Raw genomic sequence first — 15,983 nt, 5'->3', positions numbered from 1 at the left:
CCGGTGCGTACGGTCCTCGTCACCGGCCCCGGCGGCGCCGGCCGTACCACCGTCGCGGCGGCGACCGCGCTGGCCGCCGCCCGCCGCGGCCGGCGCACCCTGCTGCTGACGGCCGACGGCATACCCGGCTTTCCCGACGGCACCGAACCCACCGAGGTCACCGACGGGCTGTGGTCCGCCCGCATCGACTCCGGTGGGCACTTCCGCGAGGAACTCCTCGCCCTCCAGGACCAGGCCTCCGTCGTACTCGACCTGCTCGGCGGGAACCGGCTGGACGGCGAGGAACTGACCGAACTCCCCGGCAGCACCGAGCTCGCCCTCCTGCACACCCTGCGCCGCGCCACCGAGGGCGACTGGTCGCGCCGCGGCCACGAGCTCCTCGTCGTCGACCTGCCACCGCTGCGCGAGGCACTCGCCCTGCTCGCCCTCCCCGAGCAGCTGCGCCGCTATCTGCGCCGGCTGCTTCCCCCCGAACGCCAGGCCGCCCGAGCCCTGCGCCCGATGCTCGCCCAGCTGGCCGGTGTGCCCATGCCCGCTCAGTGGCTGTACGAGGCGGCTGCCCGCAGGGACGCCGAGCTGGCCGCCGTCCAGGCCCTGATCGAGGACCGCAGCACCACGCTCCGGCTGGTCGCGGAGCCCGGCCCCGCCGCAGAGGAAGCCCTGCGCACCGCCCGCACCGGCCTCGCCCTGCACGGACTGCGGGTCGACACCCTCGCGGTCAACCGGGTGCTGCCCAGGCACTCGGCCGACCCCTGGTTCGCGGAGCTCGCCGCACAGCAGGAGAAGACCGTCGACCGCTGGTACGAGGAATGGGTGCCCGGGGCCGCGCTGTGCGAGGTGCCCCACCTCGGCCGCGACCCGAGGGGCCTCGACGACCTCGCCCGCCTCTTCGAGGGCGACGGACCGGCCTCGGAACCGGACGCGCGGAGCCCCGGCCGGGCCGACGACCCCTGGTGGATCGAGAGCCCCGGCGCCCCGGACGGCCTCGGCGGACTGCTGCCCGGCACCCGGATCGTGACCGCCCCGCCGACCGGCGACGGCGACCCGGTCCTCGTCTGGTGCCTGCCGCTGCCCGGCGCCGTCAAGAAGGACCTCCAGCTGGTCCGCCGCGGCGACGAACTGCTGCTCACCGTGGGTCCGTTCCACCGGATCGTTCCACTGGAGTCCGGACTGCGCCGATGCACCGTCTCCGGCGCCGCCCTCACCGACGGGGTGCTCCGGGTCCGGTTCACCCCGGACCCCGGGCTGTGGCCGAGGACGGACTGAACGGCACTCCACGGTTCGGGTAACGTCGGTAGTACGTGCCCCGTATGCCGGGCCGCCGGCACACCACGTCGCAGGAGTCCGCCATGAGCGATGCCACCGATCGTCCCGTCGACGACGACGCGTGGGCGAAGGCCTGCGCCGAGGACCTCGAAGCGGAGAAGGCCCGCCGCCGCGCCCAGCACGGCCCGCCGCCCGGCTCCGCCGCCGAGGAACTGCGCAAGCTGGTCGACGCCGTGGCCGACAAGGTCTCGTCCCTCCAGTCGCCGCTGTTCGGTGCGGCGGCCCAGGGCACCGTGCAGCAGATCATCAAGCAGGCGAAGTCCGCGGTCGAGCCCGTCATCGAGCGCAATCCGGACGTCTTCGACCACATCGCCGCGGCCGGCAGCGAACTCCTCGCCGCCTACCGCTCCGCCGTCGAGGGCCAGGAACGCCGCTGGACCCAGGGCGCCGGGGACCCCGCGGGCACCGAGAAGAAGGCCGACGACCCCTCCGACCCCCGTGACGAGGGCCCCGCCGCGGGCGAACACATCGACCTGGACTGACCGGCACCGAAAGGGCCGGGCTCCCGGCTCGGGTACGGTTGGCCCCAGCGGGGCTCGACCGGAACTGAGGGATTCATGGGACTCACCATCGGCGTCGACATCGGCGGCACGAAGATCGCGGCTGGAGTGGTCGACGAAGAGGGCCGCATCCTCTCGACGCACAAGGTGCCGACCCCGCCGACGGCTGAAGGCATCGTGGACGCGATCGCGGCGGCGGTGTCCGGCGCGAGCGAGGGCCACCAGATCGATGCCGTCGGCATCGGCGCGGCCGGATACGTCGACGACAAGCGCGCCACCGTCCTGTTCGCGCCGAACATCAACTGGCGGCACGAGCCGCTGAAGGACAAGGTCGAACAGCGCGTCGGCCTTCCCGTAGTCGTCGAGAACGATGCCAACGCCGCGGCCTGGGGCGAGTACCGCTTCGGCGCCGGGCAGGGCCACGACGACGTCATCTGCATCACGCTCGGCACCGGTCTCGGCGGCGGCATCATCATCGGCAACAAGCTGCGCCGCGGACGCTTCGGCGTGGCCGCCGAGTTCGGCCACATCCGGGTCGTCCCGGACGGTCTGCTCTGCGGCTGCGGCAGCCAGGGCTGCTGGGAGCAGTACGCGTCCGGACGCGCGCTCGTCCGGTACGCCAAGCAGCGCGCCAACGCCACCCCCGAGAACGCCACGATCCTGCTGTCGCTCGGCGACGGCACGGTGGACGGCATCGAGGGCAAGCACATCAGCCAGGCCGCCCGGCAGGGCGACCCGGTCGCGGTCGACTCGTTCCGCGAGCTGGCCCGCTGGGCCGGCGCCGGACTCGCCGACCTCGCCTCGCTCTTCGACCCCTCCGCGTTCATCGTCGGCGGTGGCGTGTCGGACGAGGGCGAGCTGGTGCTCGACCCGATCCGCAAGTCGTTCCGGCGCTGGCTGATCGGCGGCGAATGGCGCCCGCACGCCCAGGTGCTCGCGGCCCAACTGGGCGGCAAGGCCGGACTGGTGGGCGCGGCCGACCTGGCCCGCCAGGGCTGAGCCGAACGGGACCGAGCCGGACGCCCGTCGCGCCCCTGTGGGAGCGGCGGGCGTCCGTCGTATCGTGAGTCACATGGTCCTGACGCCACTGCCCGACTCCCGTACCGAGCCGGATGGTTCGGCCGTCATCCGAGTGCTCAGCTACAACGTCCGGTCGATGCGCGACGACCGCGAGGCGCTGGCCCGTGTCATCAGCGCCTGCGCCCCCGACCTGGTCTTCATCCAGGAAGCCCCGCGCTTCTTCCGCTGGCGCAAGCGAGCCGCCTGGCTCGCGGCCCGTACCGACCTGGTCCTCCTCAGCGGCGGCGCCACCGCGGCCGGGCCGCTGCTGCTCTGCTCGCTGCGGGCCACCGTGGAGCGGACACAGGACGTGCTGCTGCCGCTCACCCCCGGACTGCACCGCAGGGGCTTCGCCACGTCGGTGGTACGGATCGCGGGCACCAGGATCGGTCTGCTGAGTTTCCATCTGAGCCTGCAGCGGGACGAACGCCTGGCCCAGACGGAGCTGTTGCTGGAACGGCTGGACGCGATGGGCGTCGAGCACGCCATCGCGGCCGGCGACGTCAACGACGTACCGACCGGAGCTGTGTTCCGGCGGCTGGCCGAGCGGCTCCAGGACTGCTGGGCGGTCCGGCCCTGGGGCGGGGAGAACACCTACGCGCCGGACCACCCGCGACGGCGCATCGACGCGGTCTTCGCGACGGAAGGCATCGAGGTGCTCGGCTGCGGTGTCCCCGCCGGGCTGCCCGGCGTCACCGACGCGGACCTGCGGGCCGCCACCGACCACCTGCCGGTGCTGGCGGCGCTGCGGGTGCCCGCGGTCAGGCCCTGAACCGGAGCGGACCGCCCGCCGCGGCGCCCCCGGCCTCAGACCACCGCCCCGCGCCCGGGGTCGTCGTTGTCCTCGTCGTCGTCGTTCATCCGGGCCACCAGCGTGACGAAACCGCCCAGGAAACCGCCGACGCAGACCGTCGTGAGCCACCAGGTCATGTCCCACCGCAGCAGCACCGCGAGCAGCATCAGCACCGGACCGCCGACGACCGCGAGCCAGGCGAACTTCGCCGTGACATCGGCCTCCGGCAGCGGCGGCGGCTCCGGGGGGACGAAATGCCCCTCGTCGCCGTCGTCGAGGTCGTCGTCCTTCGGCTCCGTGACCTCGTAGTCACGCGGGCCCACGACGCCGGGGGCGAACACGATCGAGCTGCCGAGCGGCTTCTCCGGCGGCTTCGCGGACTTCTTCCCCAGCCCCTTGTCGGGATCCAGGACGCCGGGCTGATCGTCCTCCAGCAGCGCGAGATCCTCCACCGACCGGAACGGCTTGGTACCCGGCGGGTCCGGCGGCTCCTCGCCGTACCCCGCGACGATCGCCTGCCACGCCGCGTCCTCGTCGGCCGACGGCTCCGACCGGCCGCCGTCGGCGCCCGGCGACCCCTCCCGGGCAGCGGCGTCCTGCGGAACCGTGCCGTCGTCGGGCACGGCAGCCCCCTCCGCGGGAAGGGGCTCGCGCTCCTCCTCGCTGCCCGCGCGCTCCGCGTCGTGCTCAGCCACCTGACGTGCTCCCCTTCTTTCCGACGCTCGGGGCGAGGCGGCCGATGAACCGATGGCTCTCGTCGAAGATCCGCTCCGCATCGTGGTCCAACGTCGCCACGTGGTAGCTCTGTTCCAGCAGGATCTCCTCGACGTCCGTCGACGACACCCGGCTGAGGATGCGGGCCGAGTCGGCGGGCGGCACCACATGGTCCTGCGGGCTGTGCAGCAGCACGATCGGCTGGGTGACCTGGGGGAGCTCGGCGTCGACCAGGCGGAAGAAATTCCGCAGCGAATGCGCCGCGTGCAACGGCACCCGGTCGTACCCCACCTCCTCGGAGCCCGACAGGGCGATGTCGCTCGCCAGCCCCTTCGTCGTCCGCACCAGATGGCGGGCGACCGGCAGCGCGTACGCCGACAGGCCGTGCACCTTGTTCGCCGGGTTGACCAGCACCAGGCCGCTGATCGCGTCCCCGTGCTTCGCCGCCAGCCGCAGCGTCAGCGCGCCGCCCATGGACAGCCCGAAGACGAAGACCCGACTGCACCGCTCCAGCAGGGCGCGCAGCTCCCGGTCCACCTCCGCGTACCAGTCCTGCCAGCCGGTGAGCTGCATGTCCTCCCAGCGGGTGCCGTGCCCCGGCAACAGGGGCAGCGAGACGGTGAGCCCGCGCTCCGCCAGGTATTGCGCCCAGGGGCGCAGCGACTGCGGGGAGCCGGTGAATCCGTGACAGAGAAGGACGCCGACCTCTCCGCCCTCGTGGCGGAACGGCTCGGCTCCAGGAAGGACCGGCACCGGGGTCTCCTGTTCGTGAGGCTCGAAGGGGAGCGAAAGGGGGGAGTGCAGAAGGATTACTTCACCGTACGCGACCGGGCTGACACCGACCAGGGTCGTCACCGCCTCCGGCCGCCGCATCGGTTCCGTGCCGGGCGGGAGCGCGGGCGGCCCACGGGTTAAGGTCTGTCGGACAGCACACAGGAGGCACCCGAGTTGATCTACGGCGCAATGAAGTTCTCCATCGGCGGCTCCCTGAAGCTCGCCTTCCGGCCATGGGTGGAGGGCCTGGAGAACGTTCCCGCGCAGGGACCGGCGATCCTCGCGAGCAACCATCTGTCGTTCTCCGACTCCTTCTTCCTGCCGGCCGTCCTGGACCGCAAGGTCACCTTCATCGCCAAGTCCGAGTACTTCACCGCACCCGGCGTGAAGGGCAAGCTGACCGCGGCCTTCTTCAAGGGCGTCGGCCAGCTCCCGGTGGACCGCTCGGGCGCCCGCGGCGCCGGTGAGGCGGCCATCAAGGCAGGCATCGAGGTCATCGAGAGCGGCGGCCTCTTCGGCATCTACCCGGAGGGCACCCGCTCGCCCGACGGCCGTCTCTACCGCGGCAAGCCCGGCGGGCTCGCCAGGGTGGCGCTGGCCACCGGAGCGCCCGTCATCCCCGTCGCGATGATCGACACGGAGAAGATCCAGCCGCCCGGCCAGGTGATGCCCAAGCTGATGCGTCCGGGGATCAGGATCGGCAAGCCGCTCGACTTCAGCCGCTACCACGGCATGGACGGGGACCGCTTCATCCTCCGCTCGGTCACCGACGAGGTGATGTACGAGATCATGAAGCTCTCCGGCCAGGAGTACGTCGACATCTACGCGACGGCGGCCAAGCGGCAGATCGCGGACGAGGCGAAACGCCGCGCCGAGGCGGAGAAGCACAAGGGCACCGAGCCCGGAACGCAAGGCTGAAGGAACGGTACGGCGCGTGAGCGCGCCGGTGCTGTCCGGGGGGTGGGGGAAGTGGCCAGGCGCGAGCGCGTCGTACGGATGTCGGTCGAGCAGCCGCTGTGGAGTGCGCTGACGGCGTACCGCATCCTGACGATGCTGTACGCGGTCCTGCTCTCCGTCTTCGGCCGGGAGAAGTACGACCGGCCGTGGGTGGCCATCGTCTTCCTGGCGGTGATGGTGGTCTGGACGCTCGCCACCCTTCCGAAGGTCGCGGGCGCCGCCGCCTGCACCAAGCGTTTCCTCGGCGCCGATCTGACCATCGCCCTGGCCGGGATACTCCTCACCCCGCTCGCCGACTTCGAGGCCCAGCAGGTCGACGGCCCGACGCTGCCGTCGATCTGGACCGCGGGTTCCGTGCTGGCCTTCGCGATCAAGGGCGGCTGGCGCTGGGCGGCCTTCGCCTCCACCTTCGTCGCCGTCGTCAACATCATCGAGCGCGGCGACCCCAGCCGGGACACCTTCCACAACGTGCTGCTGGTCTGGGTCGCCTCCATCGCGATCGGGTACGTCGTCGAGGTCGCCAGGGCCAGTGAGCGCACCCTCGCCCGCGCCCTGGAGATCGAGGCCGCCACCCGCGAGCGGGAACGGCTGGCCCGGGACATCCACGACAGTGTGCTCCAGGTCCTCGCGATGGTGCAGCGCCGCGGCACCGCGCTCGGCGGGGAGGCGGCCGAGCTGGGCCGGATGGCCGGGGAACAGGAGGTCGCCCTGCGCACCCTGGTCTCCAGCGGTCTTGTGCCCACCACCCGGGTCTCCGAGGACGCCGCCCAGGGCGCCGTGGTCCGCAGCGTGGAGGTCGACGACGAGCCGTCCGGCCGCGCCGACTGCGATCTGCGTTCCCTGCTCGCCCCGCACGCCGGCTCCCGGGTCAGCTTCGCGGAGCCGGGCGCTCCGGTGCTGCTGGCCCCGGCGGCAGCGACGGAGCTGGCGGCCGCTGTCAGTGCCGCCCTGGACAATGTCAGGGTCCACGCGGGGGAGAATGCCCAGGCATGGATCCTGGTCGAGGACTGGCCGGACGAGGTGATCGTGACGGTCCGGGACGACGGCCCCGGAATCCCGGAGGGGCGCCTCGCCCAGGCCGAGGGGGAGGGGCGGATGGGGGTGGCCCTGTCGATCCTGGGGAGGCTGCGTGACCTGGGCGGCACGGCGGAGTTGGTCTCGGTGCCCGGCCAGGGCACCGAGGTCGAGTTGAAGGTTCCGAAGGTTTCACGGGGGAAGGCAGGATCAGCGAGATGAGCACGGAGAACACCGGGGCTGCCGAGGAGCGGACCATCAGGGTGATGGTGGTGGACGACCACCCGATGTGGCGCGACGCCGTCGCCCGTGACCTTTCCGAGTCGGGCTTCGAGGTGGTGGCGACCGCCGGTGACGGACCGCAGGCGGTCCGCAGGGCGAAGGCCGCCACCCCCGACGTCCTCGTACTCGACCTCAATCTGCCCGGCATGCCCGGCGTCCAGGTCTGCAAGGAGCTCGTCGGCTCCCACCCGGGGCTGCGGGTGCTGGTGCTCTCCGCGAGCGGCGAGCACGCCGACGTACTGGAAGCGGTCAAGTCCGGCGCCACCGGCTATCTGCTCAAGTCGGCCAGCACCCAGGAGCTGACCGAGGCCGTGCGCTCCACCGCCGTGGGCGACCCGGTCTTCACGCCGGGCCTGGCCGGACTGGTCCTCGGCGAATACCGCAGGCTCGCCTCCGACCCCACGCCCGTCGCCTCCGACGAGCCCAAGGCCCCGCAGCTCACCGAGCGTGAGACCGAGGTGCTGCGGCTGGTCGCCAAGGGGCTCTCGTACAAGCAGATCGCCGAGCGGCTGGTCATCTCGCACCGCACCGTGCAGAACCACGTGCAGAACACCCTGGGCAAACTCCAGCTGCACAACCGCGTGGAGCTCGTGCGGTACGCGATCGAGCGCGGCCTCGACGACGCCTGAGCACCCCGGAGCAGACCGCCGGCCACCCCGTTCGGCCGAGCGGCGGGGCAGCGGCATGGGCCGTATATTCGCGATGACCGGCCCATGCCCCTGATCCGCTGATCCGTGCGACGAACGGGAGAAGTCGTGGAAATCCTGGCCTTCGGTGTGCAGTCCGACGAGAAGCCGCTGATCGAGAAGGCCTTCGCAGGACAGCACGAGGTCCGTTGCCTGGACGTCTTCCTGAACAGGGACACCGCCCCCATCGCGGCGGGCTACGAGATCATCTCCACCAGCGTCAACGCCGACCTGGGCGGCAGAGTCCTGCAGACCCTGGCGGCGGGCGGCACGCAGATGATCGCCCAGCGCTCCACCGGCTTCAACAACATCGACCTCGACGTCGCCGAGCGCCTCGCCCTGCGGGTCGCCCGGGTCTCCTCCTACTCCCCGTACTCGGTCGCCGAATTCGCCTGGACCCTCGCGATGGCCGTCAACCGCCGGATCATCCGGGCCGCGGGCCGCACCCGCGACTTCGACTTCCGGCTCGACGGACTGCTCGGCCGGGACGTGCACGGCCGCACGGCGGGCGTGGTCGGCACCGGCAAGATCGGCGAGGCCTTCACCCGTATCGCCCATGGCTTCGGCATGGAGCTGCTCGGCTGGGACGTCGCCGAGAACCCCGCCTGCGTCGCGCTCGGCATGAAGTACGTGGAGAAGGAACAGCTGCTCGCCGAGTCCGACCTGATCAGCCTGCACGTCCCGCTGCTGCCCTCGACCCACCACATCATCGGCAAGGAAGCCCTGGCCCGGATGAAGGACGACGTCATCCTGGTCAACTCCAGCCGCGGCGGACTCATCGACACCACCGCGCTCGTCACCGAACTGCGCGCGGGCCGCTTCCTGGGCGTCGGACTCGATGTGTACGAGGCGGAGGCCGGGCTCTTCTTCCTCGACAAGTCGCTGGAGGGCATCGACGACGACACCCTGGCCCGGCTCGTCACCTTCCCGAACGTCATCGTGACCTCGCACCAGGCGTACTACACCGAGGACGCGGTGGGACAGATCATCGACACCACCGTGCGCAACGTCGCCGACTACCTGGCCGGCCGGCGCAGCGACAACGTCCTGGTCCCGGCGCTCCCGGCGAGCTGAGACCCCGAATCGCCCCGGGGTCCCGTCCGCCCCTTCAGCCGGCCACCGGCAGCCCCGCCAGCAGCTGGGCCACGATCCCCGCGCCGCGCAGCGTCAGCACCGACTCCGGGTGGAACTGCACCGAGGCGAAGCCCGGCCCGCGCAGCGCGTGCAGCTCACCGGTGGCCGCGTCCACGCTCGCCTCGACACCGTGCGCCGCGAGTTCGGCGACCACCGCCTCCTCGCAGCGCGCGGTGAAGCTGTTGTAGAACCCCACCGTCTCCGGCCGCCCGAACAGCTCGATCCGGGTCTGCGCGCCCTGGTACGGCACGGTCTTGCGGACGATCTCCAGCCCCAGCTCCGCCGCGATCAGCTCATGGCCGAGGCAGACCCCGAGCAGGCCGTACCGGTGATCACGGACCAGCTCCGCGGCCAGCCCGCGCATCAGCCGCATCTTCGGATCGGCGGTGTCGCCCGGATTCCCCGGCCCGGGGCCCAGTACGACGGGACCCTCGTGCGCCCGCACCAGCTCGCGCAGCCCCGGCTCGTCGTAGCGGCACACCGACACCTCCAGGCCCGAGGAGCGCAGCAGATGCGCCAGCATCGCGGTGAAGGTGTCCTCCCCGTCGATCACCAGCGCCCGCCCGGACAGCTCGTGGGTGCGCTCCTGCATCCGCAGCCAGAACGGCGCGAGGCCGTCCCGCCGGGCAGCCAGCGCCGCCTGCACCCGAGGGTCGCCCGCCAGCCGCGGCCGGGCCGCCTCGCCCACCGGCCGGCCGGGCCGCACCCCGAGCGCGGTGAGCACACCGGCCGCCTTCGCATGGGTCTCGGCGACCTCACCGTCCGGATCGGAGTGACGTACGAGCGTCGCCCCGACCGGCACCCGCAGCTCGCCGTCGGCCGAGATGTCGGCGGTACGGATCAGGATCGGCGAGTCCAGGGTCTGGGCCCCGCCCGGCTCCTGCCGCAGCAGCGCCAGGGCCCCCGCGTAGTAGCCGCGCCCGCCGGGCTCGTACCGCTCGATGACCCGGCAGGCGTTCTGCACCGGGGAGCCGGTGACCGTCGCCGCGAACATGGTCTCCTTCAGCACCTCCCGCACATCCAGCGAGGAGCGCCCGCGCAGCTCGTACTCCGTATGGGCGAGATGGGCCATCTCCTTGAGCCGCGGCCCGATCACCACCCCGCCCATGTCGCCGACGGTGCACATCATCTTCAGCTCCTCGTCGACCACCATGGAGAGCTCCTCGGTCTCCTTGCGGTCGGCGAGGAAGGCCAGCAGGCTCTCCGCGGTCGGGCCCTCGGCGGGGTAGCGGTACGTCCCGCTGATCGGGTTCATCACGACCGTCCCGCCCGACATCCGCACATGCACCTCGGGACTGGCGCCCACCAGCACCCTGGCCCCGGTGTGCACGACGAAGGTCCAGTACGCGCCGCGCTCACCGGCCAGCAGCCGTCGGAAGAGGGCCAGCGCATCGGCCCGGCCGAATCCGGGGATCTCCCCCCGGAAGGTCCGCCGGACGACGAAGTTCGCGCCCTCGCCCTGCCCGATCTCGTCCTCGACGACCCGCCGGACGATCCCGGCGTACTCCTCGTCCCCGACGTCGAACGCGCCGCCCTCGACCCGCACGTCCCGGACCGGCAGGTGGTCCAGCACCTCGGCGAGCGGCAGCTCGTACGTCTCGTCCGCGACCAGCACGGACAGCGGTGTGCCGTCGTCGCGTACATCGAAACCGCGCTCGGCGATCTGCCGGAACGGCACCAGGGCGAGCGAGGGCAGCTCACCGACGGGGAGATCGGCGAGCCGGTCCGCCTCCCGCACCCGGCCGACCAGCACCTCGACGGTGTCCTGGTCGCGGCCGGGGGTGCGCCTGCGCAGCAGCGCGAACGGCGGGCAGCCGTCGCTCAGGAGTCGCCGGACGACGGCGGCGGTGCGGTGGGGCATGGGGGTGTTCCTTCCGGATGGAGGAACGGCTCCCGAAAACGCGGAGAAGGCCGCCCCTCGGGCGGCCTTCGCGTGGTCTGTCGCGCGCGATTGTCAGTGGGCCGCCGGATGAGCGGTCCACCACCAGTTCTGGTTTGTCTGCGCGAACATGTCCAGAACCCTAGCGGACGCCGGTACCGTCCGAGCGCGCGTCTCAACTATTGAGCCTGCGGATGGACCTACCGCCGGAACCCGTAATGTTGGCGTTGTGACCGTGAACGCCAATACCTCCGTCGCCGGTGGCAACACCTGGCGAGACCTTCCCGCGGCGCAGCAGCCCGAGTACCCCGATGCCGAGGCTCTGCGCGATGTACTCGCGGACCTCGCGTCGTATCCGCCCCTCGTGTTCGCGGGCGAGTGCGACCAGCTGCGCGCCCGCATGGGAGCCGTCGCCAAGGGCGAGGCGTTCCTGCTGCAGGGCGGTGACTGCGCCGAGGCCTTCGACGCCGTGTCGGCCGACCACATCCGGGCCAAGCTGAAGACGCTGCTCCAGATGAGTGCCGTCCTGACGTACGCGGCCTCCGTGCCCGTCGTCAAGGTGGGCCGGATCGCCGGTCAGTACTCCAAGCCCCGCTCCAAGCCGACCGAGACCCGCGACGGCGTCACCCTGCCGACCTACCGCGGCGACTCCGTCAACGGCTTCGCCTTCACCGAGAAGGACCGCGTCCCGGACCCGGAGCGGCTGAAGCAGATGTACCACGCGTCCGCTTCGACGCTGAACCTGGTCCGCGCCTTCACCACCGGCGGTTACGCGGACCTGCGCCAGGTGCACGCCTGGAACCAGGACTTCGTGAAGTCGTCCCCGTCCGGCCAGCGCTACGAGGCGCTCGCCCGCGAGATCGACAACGCGCTGAACTTCATGAAGGCGTGCGGTACGGACCCGGCCGAGTTCAAGGCGGTCGAGTTCTACTCCTCGCACGAGGGCCTGCTGCTGGACTACGAGTCGGCGCTGACCCGCACCGACTCGCGCACCGGCGAGCTGTACGACACCTCCGGCCACATGGTCTGGATCGGTGAGCGCACCCGCCAGATGGACGGCGCGCACATCGAGTTCGCCTCGAAGATCCGCAACCCCATCGGCATCAAGCTCGGCCCGACGACCACGGTCGACGAGGCGCTCGGCTACGTCGAACGCCTCGACCCCGAGCGCGAGCCCGGCCGGCTGACCTTCATCGTCCGCATGGGCGCCGACAAGGTCCGCGACAAGCTCCCGGCCCTGGTCGAGAAGGTCACCGCCTCCGGCGCCACCGTGGCGTGGGTGACCGACCCGATGCACGGCAACACCTTCGAGGCCGCCTCCGGCCACAAGACCCGTCGCTTCGACGACGTCCTGGACGAGGTCAAGGGCTTCTTCGAGGTGCACAAGGCCCTCGGTACGCACCCGGGCGGCATCCACGTCGAGCTCACCGGTGACGACGTCACCGAGTGCGTCGGCGGCGGACACGAGATCTTCGTGGACGATCTGCACCAGCGCTACGAGACGGCCTGCGACCCGCGGCTCAACCGCAGCCAGTCGCTCGACCTGGCGTTCCTGGTCGCGGAGATGTACCGGGACCAGTAGGCGTCACCGCAGGCGACGCGCATACGACTGTGGGGCACGGATCGATGTGATCCGTGCCCCACAGGGCGTTCGGGGGCTTTCAACGACTTCCGTGCCGGGTAAGGTTAGGTTAGCCTCACCGATAGACGGGGTGGCAGCGAACGATCGATCCCGCCGGGAGGTGAACCGCATGTACGTCTGCTCTTGCTTCGGCATCACGGAGAAGCAGGTCAAGGAGCATGCGGACGCCGGGGCCTGCACGCCCAGGCAGATAGCCTCCGCCTGCAAGGCGGGCACCGACTGCGGTGGCTGCGTCCGGGCCATTCAGGCCGTACTCGGCCGCGGCACCTGTCCGCGCCGCGAACTGCTCGACCGGAAGCGGACGCCCGGCACCGCCGCCGACACCACCACGGAGGCCGCGCCCGGGACGGCCCAGGGCATCGCCCCGGGCGTGGCTCCGGGAATCCCGCTCCCCGACGCGGCCTGATCGTTCCCGCCGGCGCCGGCCTAGCTGTCCGGCTGCTCGATCTGCTGGGCGATGTAGAGCGGCTCGCCGAGCTTCTCGATCAGTTCCAGCTGGGTGTCGAGATAGTCGATGTGGTGCTCCTCGTCCGCCAGGATCGACTCGAAGACGTTCGCGGACGTGATGTCGCCCTTGCCGCGCATCAGCTCGATCCCGCGCTTGAGGCGGTCGATCGCCTCCACCTCGACCTGGCGGTCCGCCTGGAACATCTCGGTGACGGTCTGGCCCACCCGCACATGGAACAGCCGCTGGTAATTGGGGAGTCCGTCGAGGAAGAGGATGCGGTCCGTGAGGATCTCGGCGTGCTTCATCTCGTCGAACGACTCGGAGCGGGTGTACTTCGCGAGCTTCGTCCAGCCGAAGTTGTCCTGCATCTTCGCGTGCAGGAAGTACTGATTGATGGCAGTCAATTCTGCGGTCAGCTGCTCGTTCAGGAACTCAAGGACCTCGGGGTCGCCCTGCATCGCAGAGGCTCCTTCCAACCGGTGAACTGGGCAAGTTGGCCGCATCTTGTCATCGCACCCGATGGTCGTCCAGTAAGTGCAGACTTACTGTGAGTTGTCATGATTCCCCCTGTCCTGGTCGGGACCACTCCTGCCTGTCTGTCACCATGGAGTCATGGGTCAGCCGGAAAGCCGGGAACACCGAGCGTCAGAGCAGTCCGAGCTTCCGCCGGGACAGCGACTCCAGCGTGGTTGGCCGGTTACCCACTACGGGCCCGTGCCCAAGTTCAAGCCGGACCGCTGGGAGTTCCGGGTCTTCGGGGCCACTGCGGACGGCGAGAAGCACTGCTGGAACCATCAGGAGTTCTCGGTACTGCCGTTCGCCTCGGTCGTCGCCGACCTGCACTGCGTCACGAAATTCAGCATGATCGGCGCCGAATGGGGCGGGGTCCTGGCCCGTACGGTCCTGGAGCTGGCGCCGCCCGCGCCGAACGTCACCCATGTGATGGTCTGGGCCGAGTACGGCTTCAGTTCCAATCTGAGGCTCTCCGACTTCGCCTCGGACCGAACACTTTTCGCCACTCACAAGGGCGGCGAACTGCTCACCGCCGAGCACGGTTTCCCGCTCCGCCTCGTCGTGCCGCACCTCTACGCCTGGAAGGGACCCAAGTGGGTCCGGGGCGTCGAGTACATGACGGCCGACCGCCGCGGCTTCTGGGAGGAGCGTGGCTATCACAACATCGGTGACCCCTGGAGCGAGCAGCGCTACTCCTACCAGGAAGAGCCCGGGGACGGCCCCGAGCCCTGACCTGATGGCTCCCGGGCCGCTCCGGCCCGTTCCTCAGTGGTGGTATTGGTGCACCACCGCGTGCCCCTTGCCGCGGCCGATCATCCACTTGTTGACCGGTGTGGTGGCGACGAAGGCGACAGCGAGCGAGAGCGCGAGCGCGCCCCAGAACAGTGTGTCGGAGAGGGTGGCGTCCATGGCGCCCGGCCACAGCGCGATCACGCCGTTGTCGATCAGTTCCATCACCGCGATGGACAGGGTGTCGGCGGCGAGCGCGACCCGCAGGGCGGTACCGAAGTCGACGCCCGCCTTCAGGATGGAGCGCAGGGTCAGCGTGTAGCCGAAGAAGAAGGCGAGGACGATGGCGAGCACCATCGTGGCCATGTTTCCCCAGCCCAGCGCCGTGCCGATCACCATGCCGAGGATCTCGCCGATGGCGCAGCCGGTGAGGCAGTGCAGCGTGGCCTGTGCGGCCATGGCCCAGCCCACCTTGCCGGGCTGATGACCGGCGTGGGTGGAGTGGTCCACGTGGCTCATATGGTCCACGTGGCCTGCGTGGCCCGAGTGGTCCGCGTGGTGGCTGTGCTGCCCGTGGTGCGTGTCGTGCTGCATGGCGATCCCCCCATGCCGAGTAGCGGTTCCTGCCGACAGCAAGAACCGTATACCCCCATGGGGTATTCCTCAATGGGGAATCAGTTGTCGCGCAGCCCCTTCAGCCGGGCCACGTCCGCCGCGTGGCCCTCCTTGCCGCCCGGCGTCTCGATGATCAGCGGTACGCCCGCGGTCGCCGGATGTGAGAACAGCTCACGGAACGGCCCCTCGCCGATGTGCCCGGCGCCGATGTTCTCGTGCCGGTCCTTGTGGGCCCCCACCACGTCCTTGGAGTCATTGGCGTGGATCAGTTTCAGCCGGCCCTCGCCGACCGTCGAAACCAGCAGATCCAGGGTCTGCCGCATGCCCGTGGGACCGGTCAGATCGTGGCCCGCCGCGTAGACGTGACAGGTGTCGAGGCAGATGCCGAGCTTGGGATGGGCGTCGAGCGCGTCGAAGTACGGGCCGAAGTCCCAGGTCCGCGAGCAGAGCGAGAACCCCTGCCCGGCGGTCGACTCCAGCAGCAGATACGGGTCGTCGTCATGGGTCAGCTCGTCCAGGAGCGGCCGCATGTGCGTGCGTACCTGGGCCAGAGCCTGCTCGCGCGGCCGGCCGCCGGTCGCCGATCCGGTGTGCACCACGACGCCCAGGGCGCCGATCTCGCGGGCCCGGCGCAGCGAGTGGCGCAGCGACTCCACGGACTTCTCGACCGTCGCCGCAGTGTGCGATCCGAAGTTGATCAGGTACGGGGCGTGGACGTACGCCGGTATGGACCCGGCGGCGCACTCGGCGCGGAACTGCTCGTCCTGGGCCGGGTTGCCGACGGGGGTCGCCCAGCCGCGCGGGTTGGCGACGAAGACCTGGACGGCCTCCGCCCCCATCTCGCGGGCGTAGGGGAGGCCGACCTTGGCGAGGCCGCCGGCCACCGGAACATGGCCGCCGACTGGGTTGCGCATGTGG

18 protein-coding genes are annotated in these 15,983 nt (G+C 70.9%); 11 read left to right on the top strand and 7 right to left on the bottom strand.

The genetic code is table 11. The features are described from left to right. Positions 1 to 3 precede the first annotated feature (3 nt). From BT364_RS01745 to BT364_RS01730, 4 genes are all read left to right on the top strand, one after another. Entirely contained in the window at positions 4 to 1,266 is a 1,263-nt protein-coding gene (locus BT364_RS01745) for an ArsA family ATPase (RefSeq protein ID WP_072483257.1), read from the top strand. Positions 1,267 to 1,349: 83 nt separating this feature from the next. Then, positions 1,350 to 1,808, top strand: coding sequence for a DUF5304 domain-containing protein (locus tag BT364_RS01740; protein ID WP_072483256.1), 459 nt, complete (start codon positions 1,350 to 1,352; stop codon positions 1,806 to 1,808). Between the two features lie 75 nt (positions 1,809 to 1,883). Continuing rightward, the gene (locus BT364_RS01735) at positions 1,884 to 2,825 is read left to right on the top strand and encodes an ROK family glucokinase (RefSeq protein ID WP_072483255.1); all 942 of its coding nucleotides are present in this window, start codon (positions 1,884 to 1,886) and stop codon (positions 2,823 to 2,825) included. 73 nt (positions 2,826 to 2,898) lie between these two features. Continuing rightward, positions 2,899 to 3,657, top strand: a complete 759-nt coding sequence (locus BT364_RS01730; protein WP_072483254.1) for an endonuclease/exonuclease/phosphatase family protein — start codon at positions 2,899 to 2,901, stop codon at positions 3,655 to 3,657. A gap of 35 nt (positions 3,658 to 3,692) precedes the next feature. On the opposite strand, the gene BT364_RS01725 is transcribed toward BT364_RS01730, so the two are convergent. Both BT364_RS01725 and BT364_RS01720 read right to left on the bottom strand, forming a co-directional pair. Beyond that, positions 3,693 to 4,373, bottom strand: coding sequence for a hypothetical protein (locus BT364_RS01725; protein WP_072483253.1), 681 nt, complete (start codon positions 4,371 to 4,373; stop codon positions 3,693 to 3,695). After that, positions 4,366 to 5,145, bottom strand: coding sequence for an alpha/beta hydrolase (locus BT364_RS01720; RefSeq protein WP_072483673.1), 780 nt, complete (start codon positions 5,143 to 5,145; stop codon positions 4,366 to 4,368). The genes BT364_RS01725 and BT364_RS01720 overlap by 8 nt, the downstream gene beginning before the upstream one ends. Positions 5,146 to 5,340: 195 nt before the next feature. On the opposite strand from BT364_RS01720, the gene BT364_RS01715 reads away from it, so the two are divergent. From BT364_RS01715 to BT364_RS01700, 4 genes are all read left to right on the top strand, one after another. Then, positions 5,341 to 6,084 carry a lysophospholipid acyltransferase family protein gene (locus BT364_RS01715; protein ID WP_072483252.1) on the top strand — a complete coding sequence of 248 codons (744 nt, stop codon included), beginning with the start codon at positions 5,341 to 5,343 and terminating at the stop codon, positions 6,082 to 6,084. A gap of 51 nt (positions 6,085 to 6,135) precedes the next feature. Next, on the top strand, positions 6,136 to 7,359 hold the full coding sequence (gene macS / locus BT364_RS01710) for a MacS family sensor histidine kinase (protein WP_072483251.1): 1,224 nt from the start codon (positions 6,136 to 6,138) through the stop codon (positions 7,357 to 7,359). Continuing rightward, positions 7,356 to 8,048 (top strand): response regulator, encoded by a 693-nt coding sequence (locus BT364_RS01705; RefSeq protein ID WP_072483250.1) that lies wholly within the window; start codon positions 7,356 to 7,358, stop codon positions 8,046 to 8,048. Before macS ends, BT364_RS01705 begins: the two co-directional genes overlap by 4 nt. A 126-nt stretch (positions 8,049 to 8,174) precedes the next feature. Beyond that, a complete protein-coding gene (locus tag BT364_RS01700) occupies positions 8,175 to 9,179 on the top strand; it encodes a 2-hydroxyacid dehydrogenase (RefSeq protein ID WP_072483249.1) in 1,005 nt (334 codons plus the stop codon). Positions 9,180 to 9,213: 34 nt separating this feature from the next. Here the strand turns inward: BT364_RS01700 and BT364_RS01695 are convergent, their stop codons facing one another. Then, positions 9,214 to 11,100, bottom strand: a complete 1,887-nt coding sequence (locus BT364_RS01695; protein ID WP_072483248.1) for an anthranilate synthase family protein — start codon at positions 11,098 to 11,100, stop codon at positions 9,214 to 9,216. 93 nt (positions 11,101 to 11,193) lie between these two features. Beyond that, the gene (locus BT364_RS44035) at positions 11,194 to 11,250 is read right to left on the bottom strand and encodes a trp operon leader peptide (protein ID WP_107408160.1); all 57 of its coding nucleotides are present in this window, start codon (positions 11,248 to 11,250) and stop codon (positions 11,194 to 11,196) included. Positions 11,251 to 11,353: 103 nt separating this feature from the next. Here BT364_RS44035 and BT364_RS01690 point away from each other — a divergent pair, with 103 nt between their 5' ends. Both BT364_RS01690 and BT364_RS01685 read left to right on the top strand, forming a co-directional pair. Beyond that, positions 11,354 to 12,700 (top strand): class II 3-deoxy-7-phosphoheptulonate synthase, encoded by a 1,347-nt coding sequence (locus BT364_RS01690; protein WP_072483672.1) that lies wholly within the window; start codon positions 11,354 to 11,356, stop codon positions 12,698 to 12,700. A gap of 169 nt (positions 12,701 to 12,869) precedes the next feature. Next, positions 12,870 to 13,166, top strand: a complete 297-nt coding sequence (locus BT364_RS01685; RefSeq protein ID WP_072483247.1) for a (2Fe-2S)-binding protein — start codon at positions 12,870 to 12,872, stop codon at positions 13,164 to 13,166. A gap of 20 nt (positions 13,167 to 13,186) precedes the next feature. On the opposite strand, the gene bfr is transcribed toward BT364_RS01685, so the two are convergent. Beyond that, entirely contained in the window at positions 13,187 to 13,666 is a 480-nt protein-coding gene (gene bfr / locus BT364_RS01680) for a bacterioferritin (RefSeq protein WP_072483246.1), read from the bottom strand. 154 nt (positions 13,667 to 13,820) lie between these two features. On the opposite strand from bfr, the gene BT364_RS01675 reads away from it, so the two are divergent. Beyond that, positions 13,821 to 14,453, top strand: coding sequence for a sulfite oxidase-like oxidoreductase (locus BT364_RS01675; protein WP_072483245.1), 633 nt, complete (start codon positions 13,821 to 13,823; stop codon positions 14,451 to 14,453). A gap of 33 nt (positions 14,454 to 14,486) precedes the next feature. Here BT364_RS01675 and BT364_RS01670 read toward each other — a convergent pair whose 3' ends face one another. Further along, positions 14,487 to 15,044, bottom strand: a complete 558-nt coding sequence (locus BT364_RS01670) for a DUF4396 domain-containing protein (RefSeq protein ID WP_072483244.1) — start codon at positions 15,042 to 15,044, stop codon at positions 14,487 to 14,489. A gap of 80 nt (positions 15,045 to 15,124) precedes the next feature. Continuing rightward, entirely contained in the window at positions 15,125 to 15,979 is an 855-nt protein-coding gene (locus BT364_RS01665; protein WP_072483243.1) for a deoxyribonuclease IV, read from the bottom strand. Positions 15,980 to 15,983 lie beyond the last annotated feature (4 nt).

Source organism: Streptomyces atratus, from assembly GCF_900119365.1.
Classification (GTDB): Bacteria; Actinomycetota; Actinomycetes; order Streptomycetales; family Streptomycetaceae; genus Streptomyces; species Streptomyces atratus_B.
The sequence above is the reverse complement of the archived record's forward strand: the minus strand, read 5'-3'. Positions and strand labels throughout refer to the sequence as shown.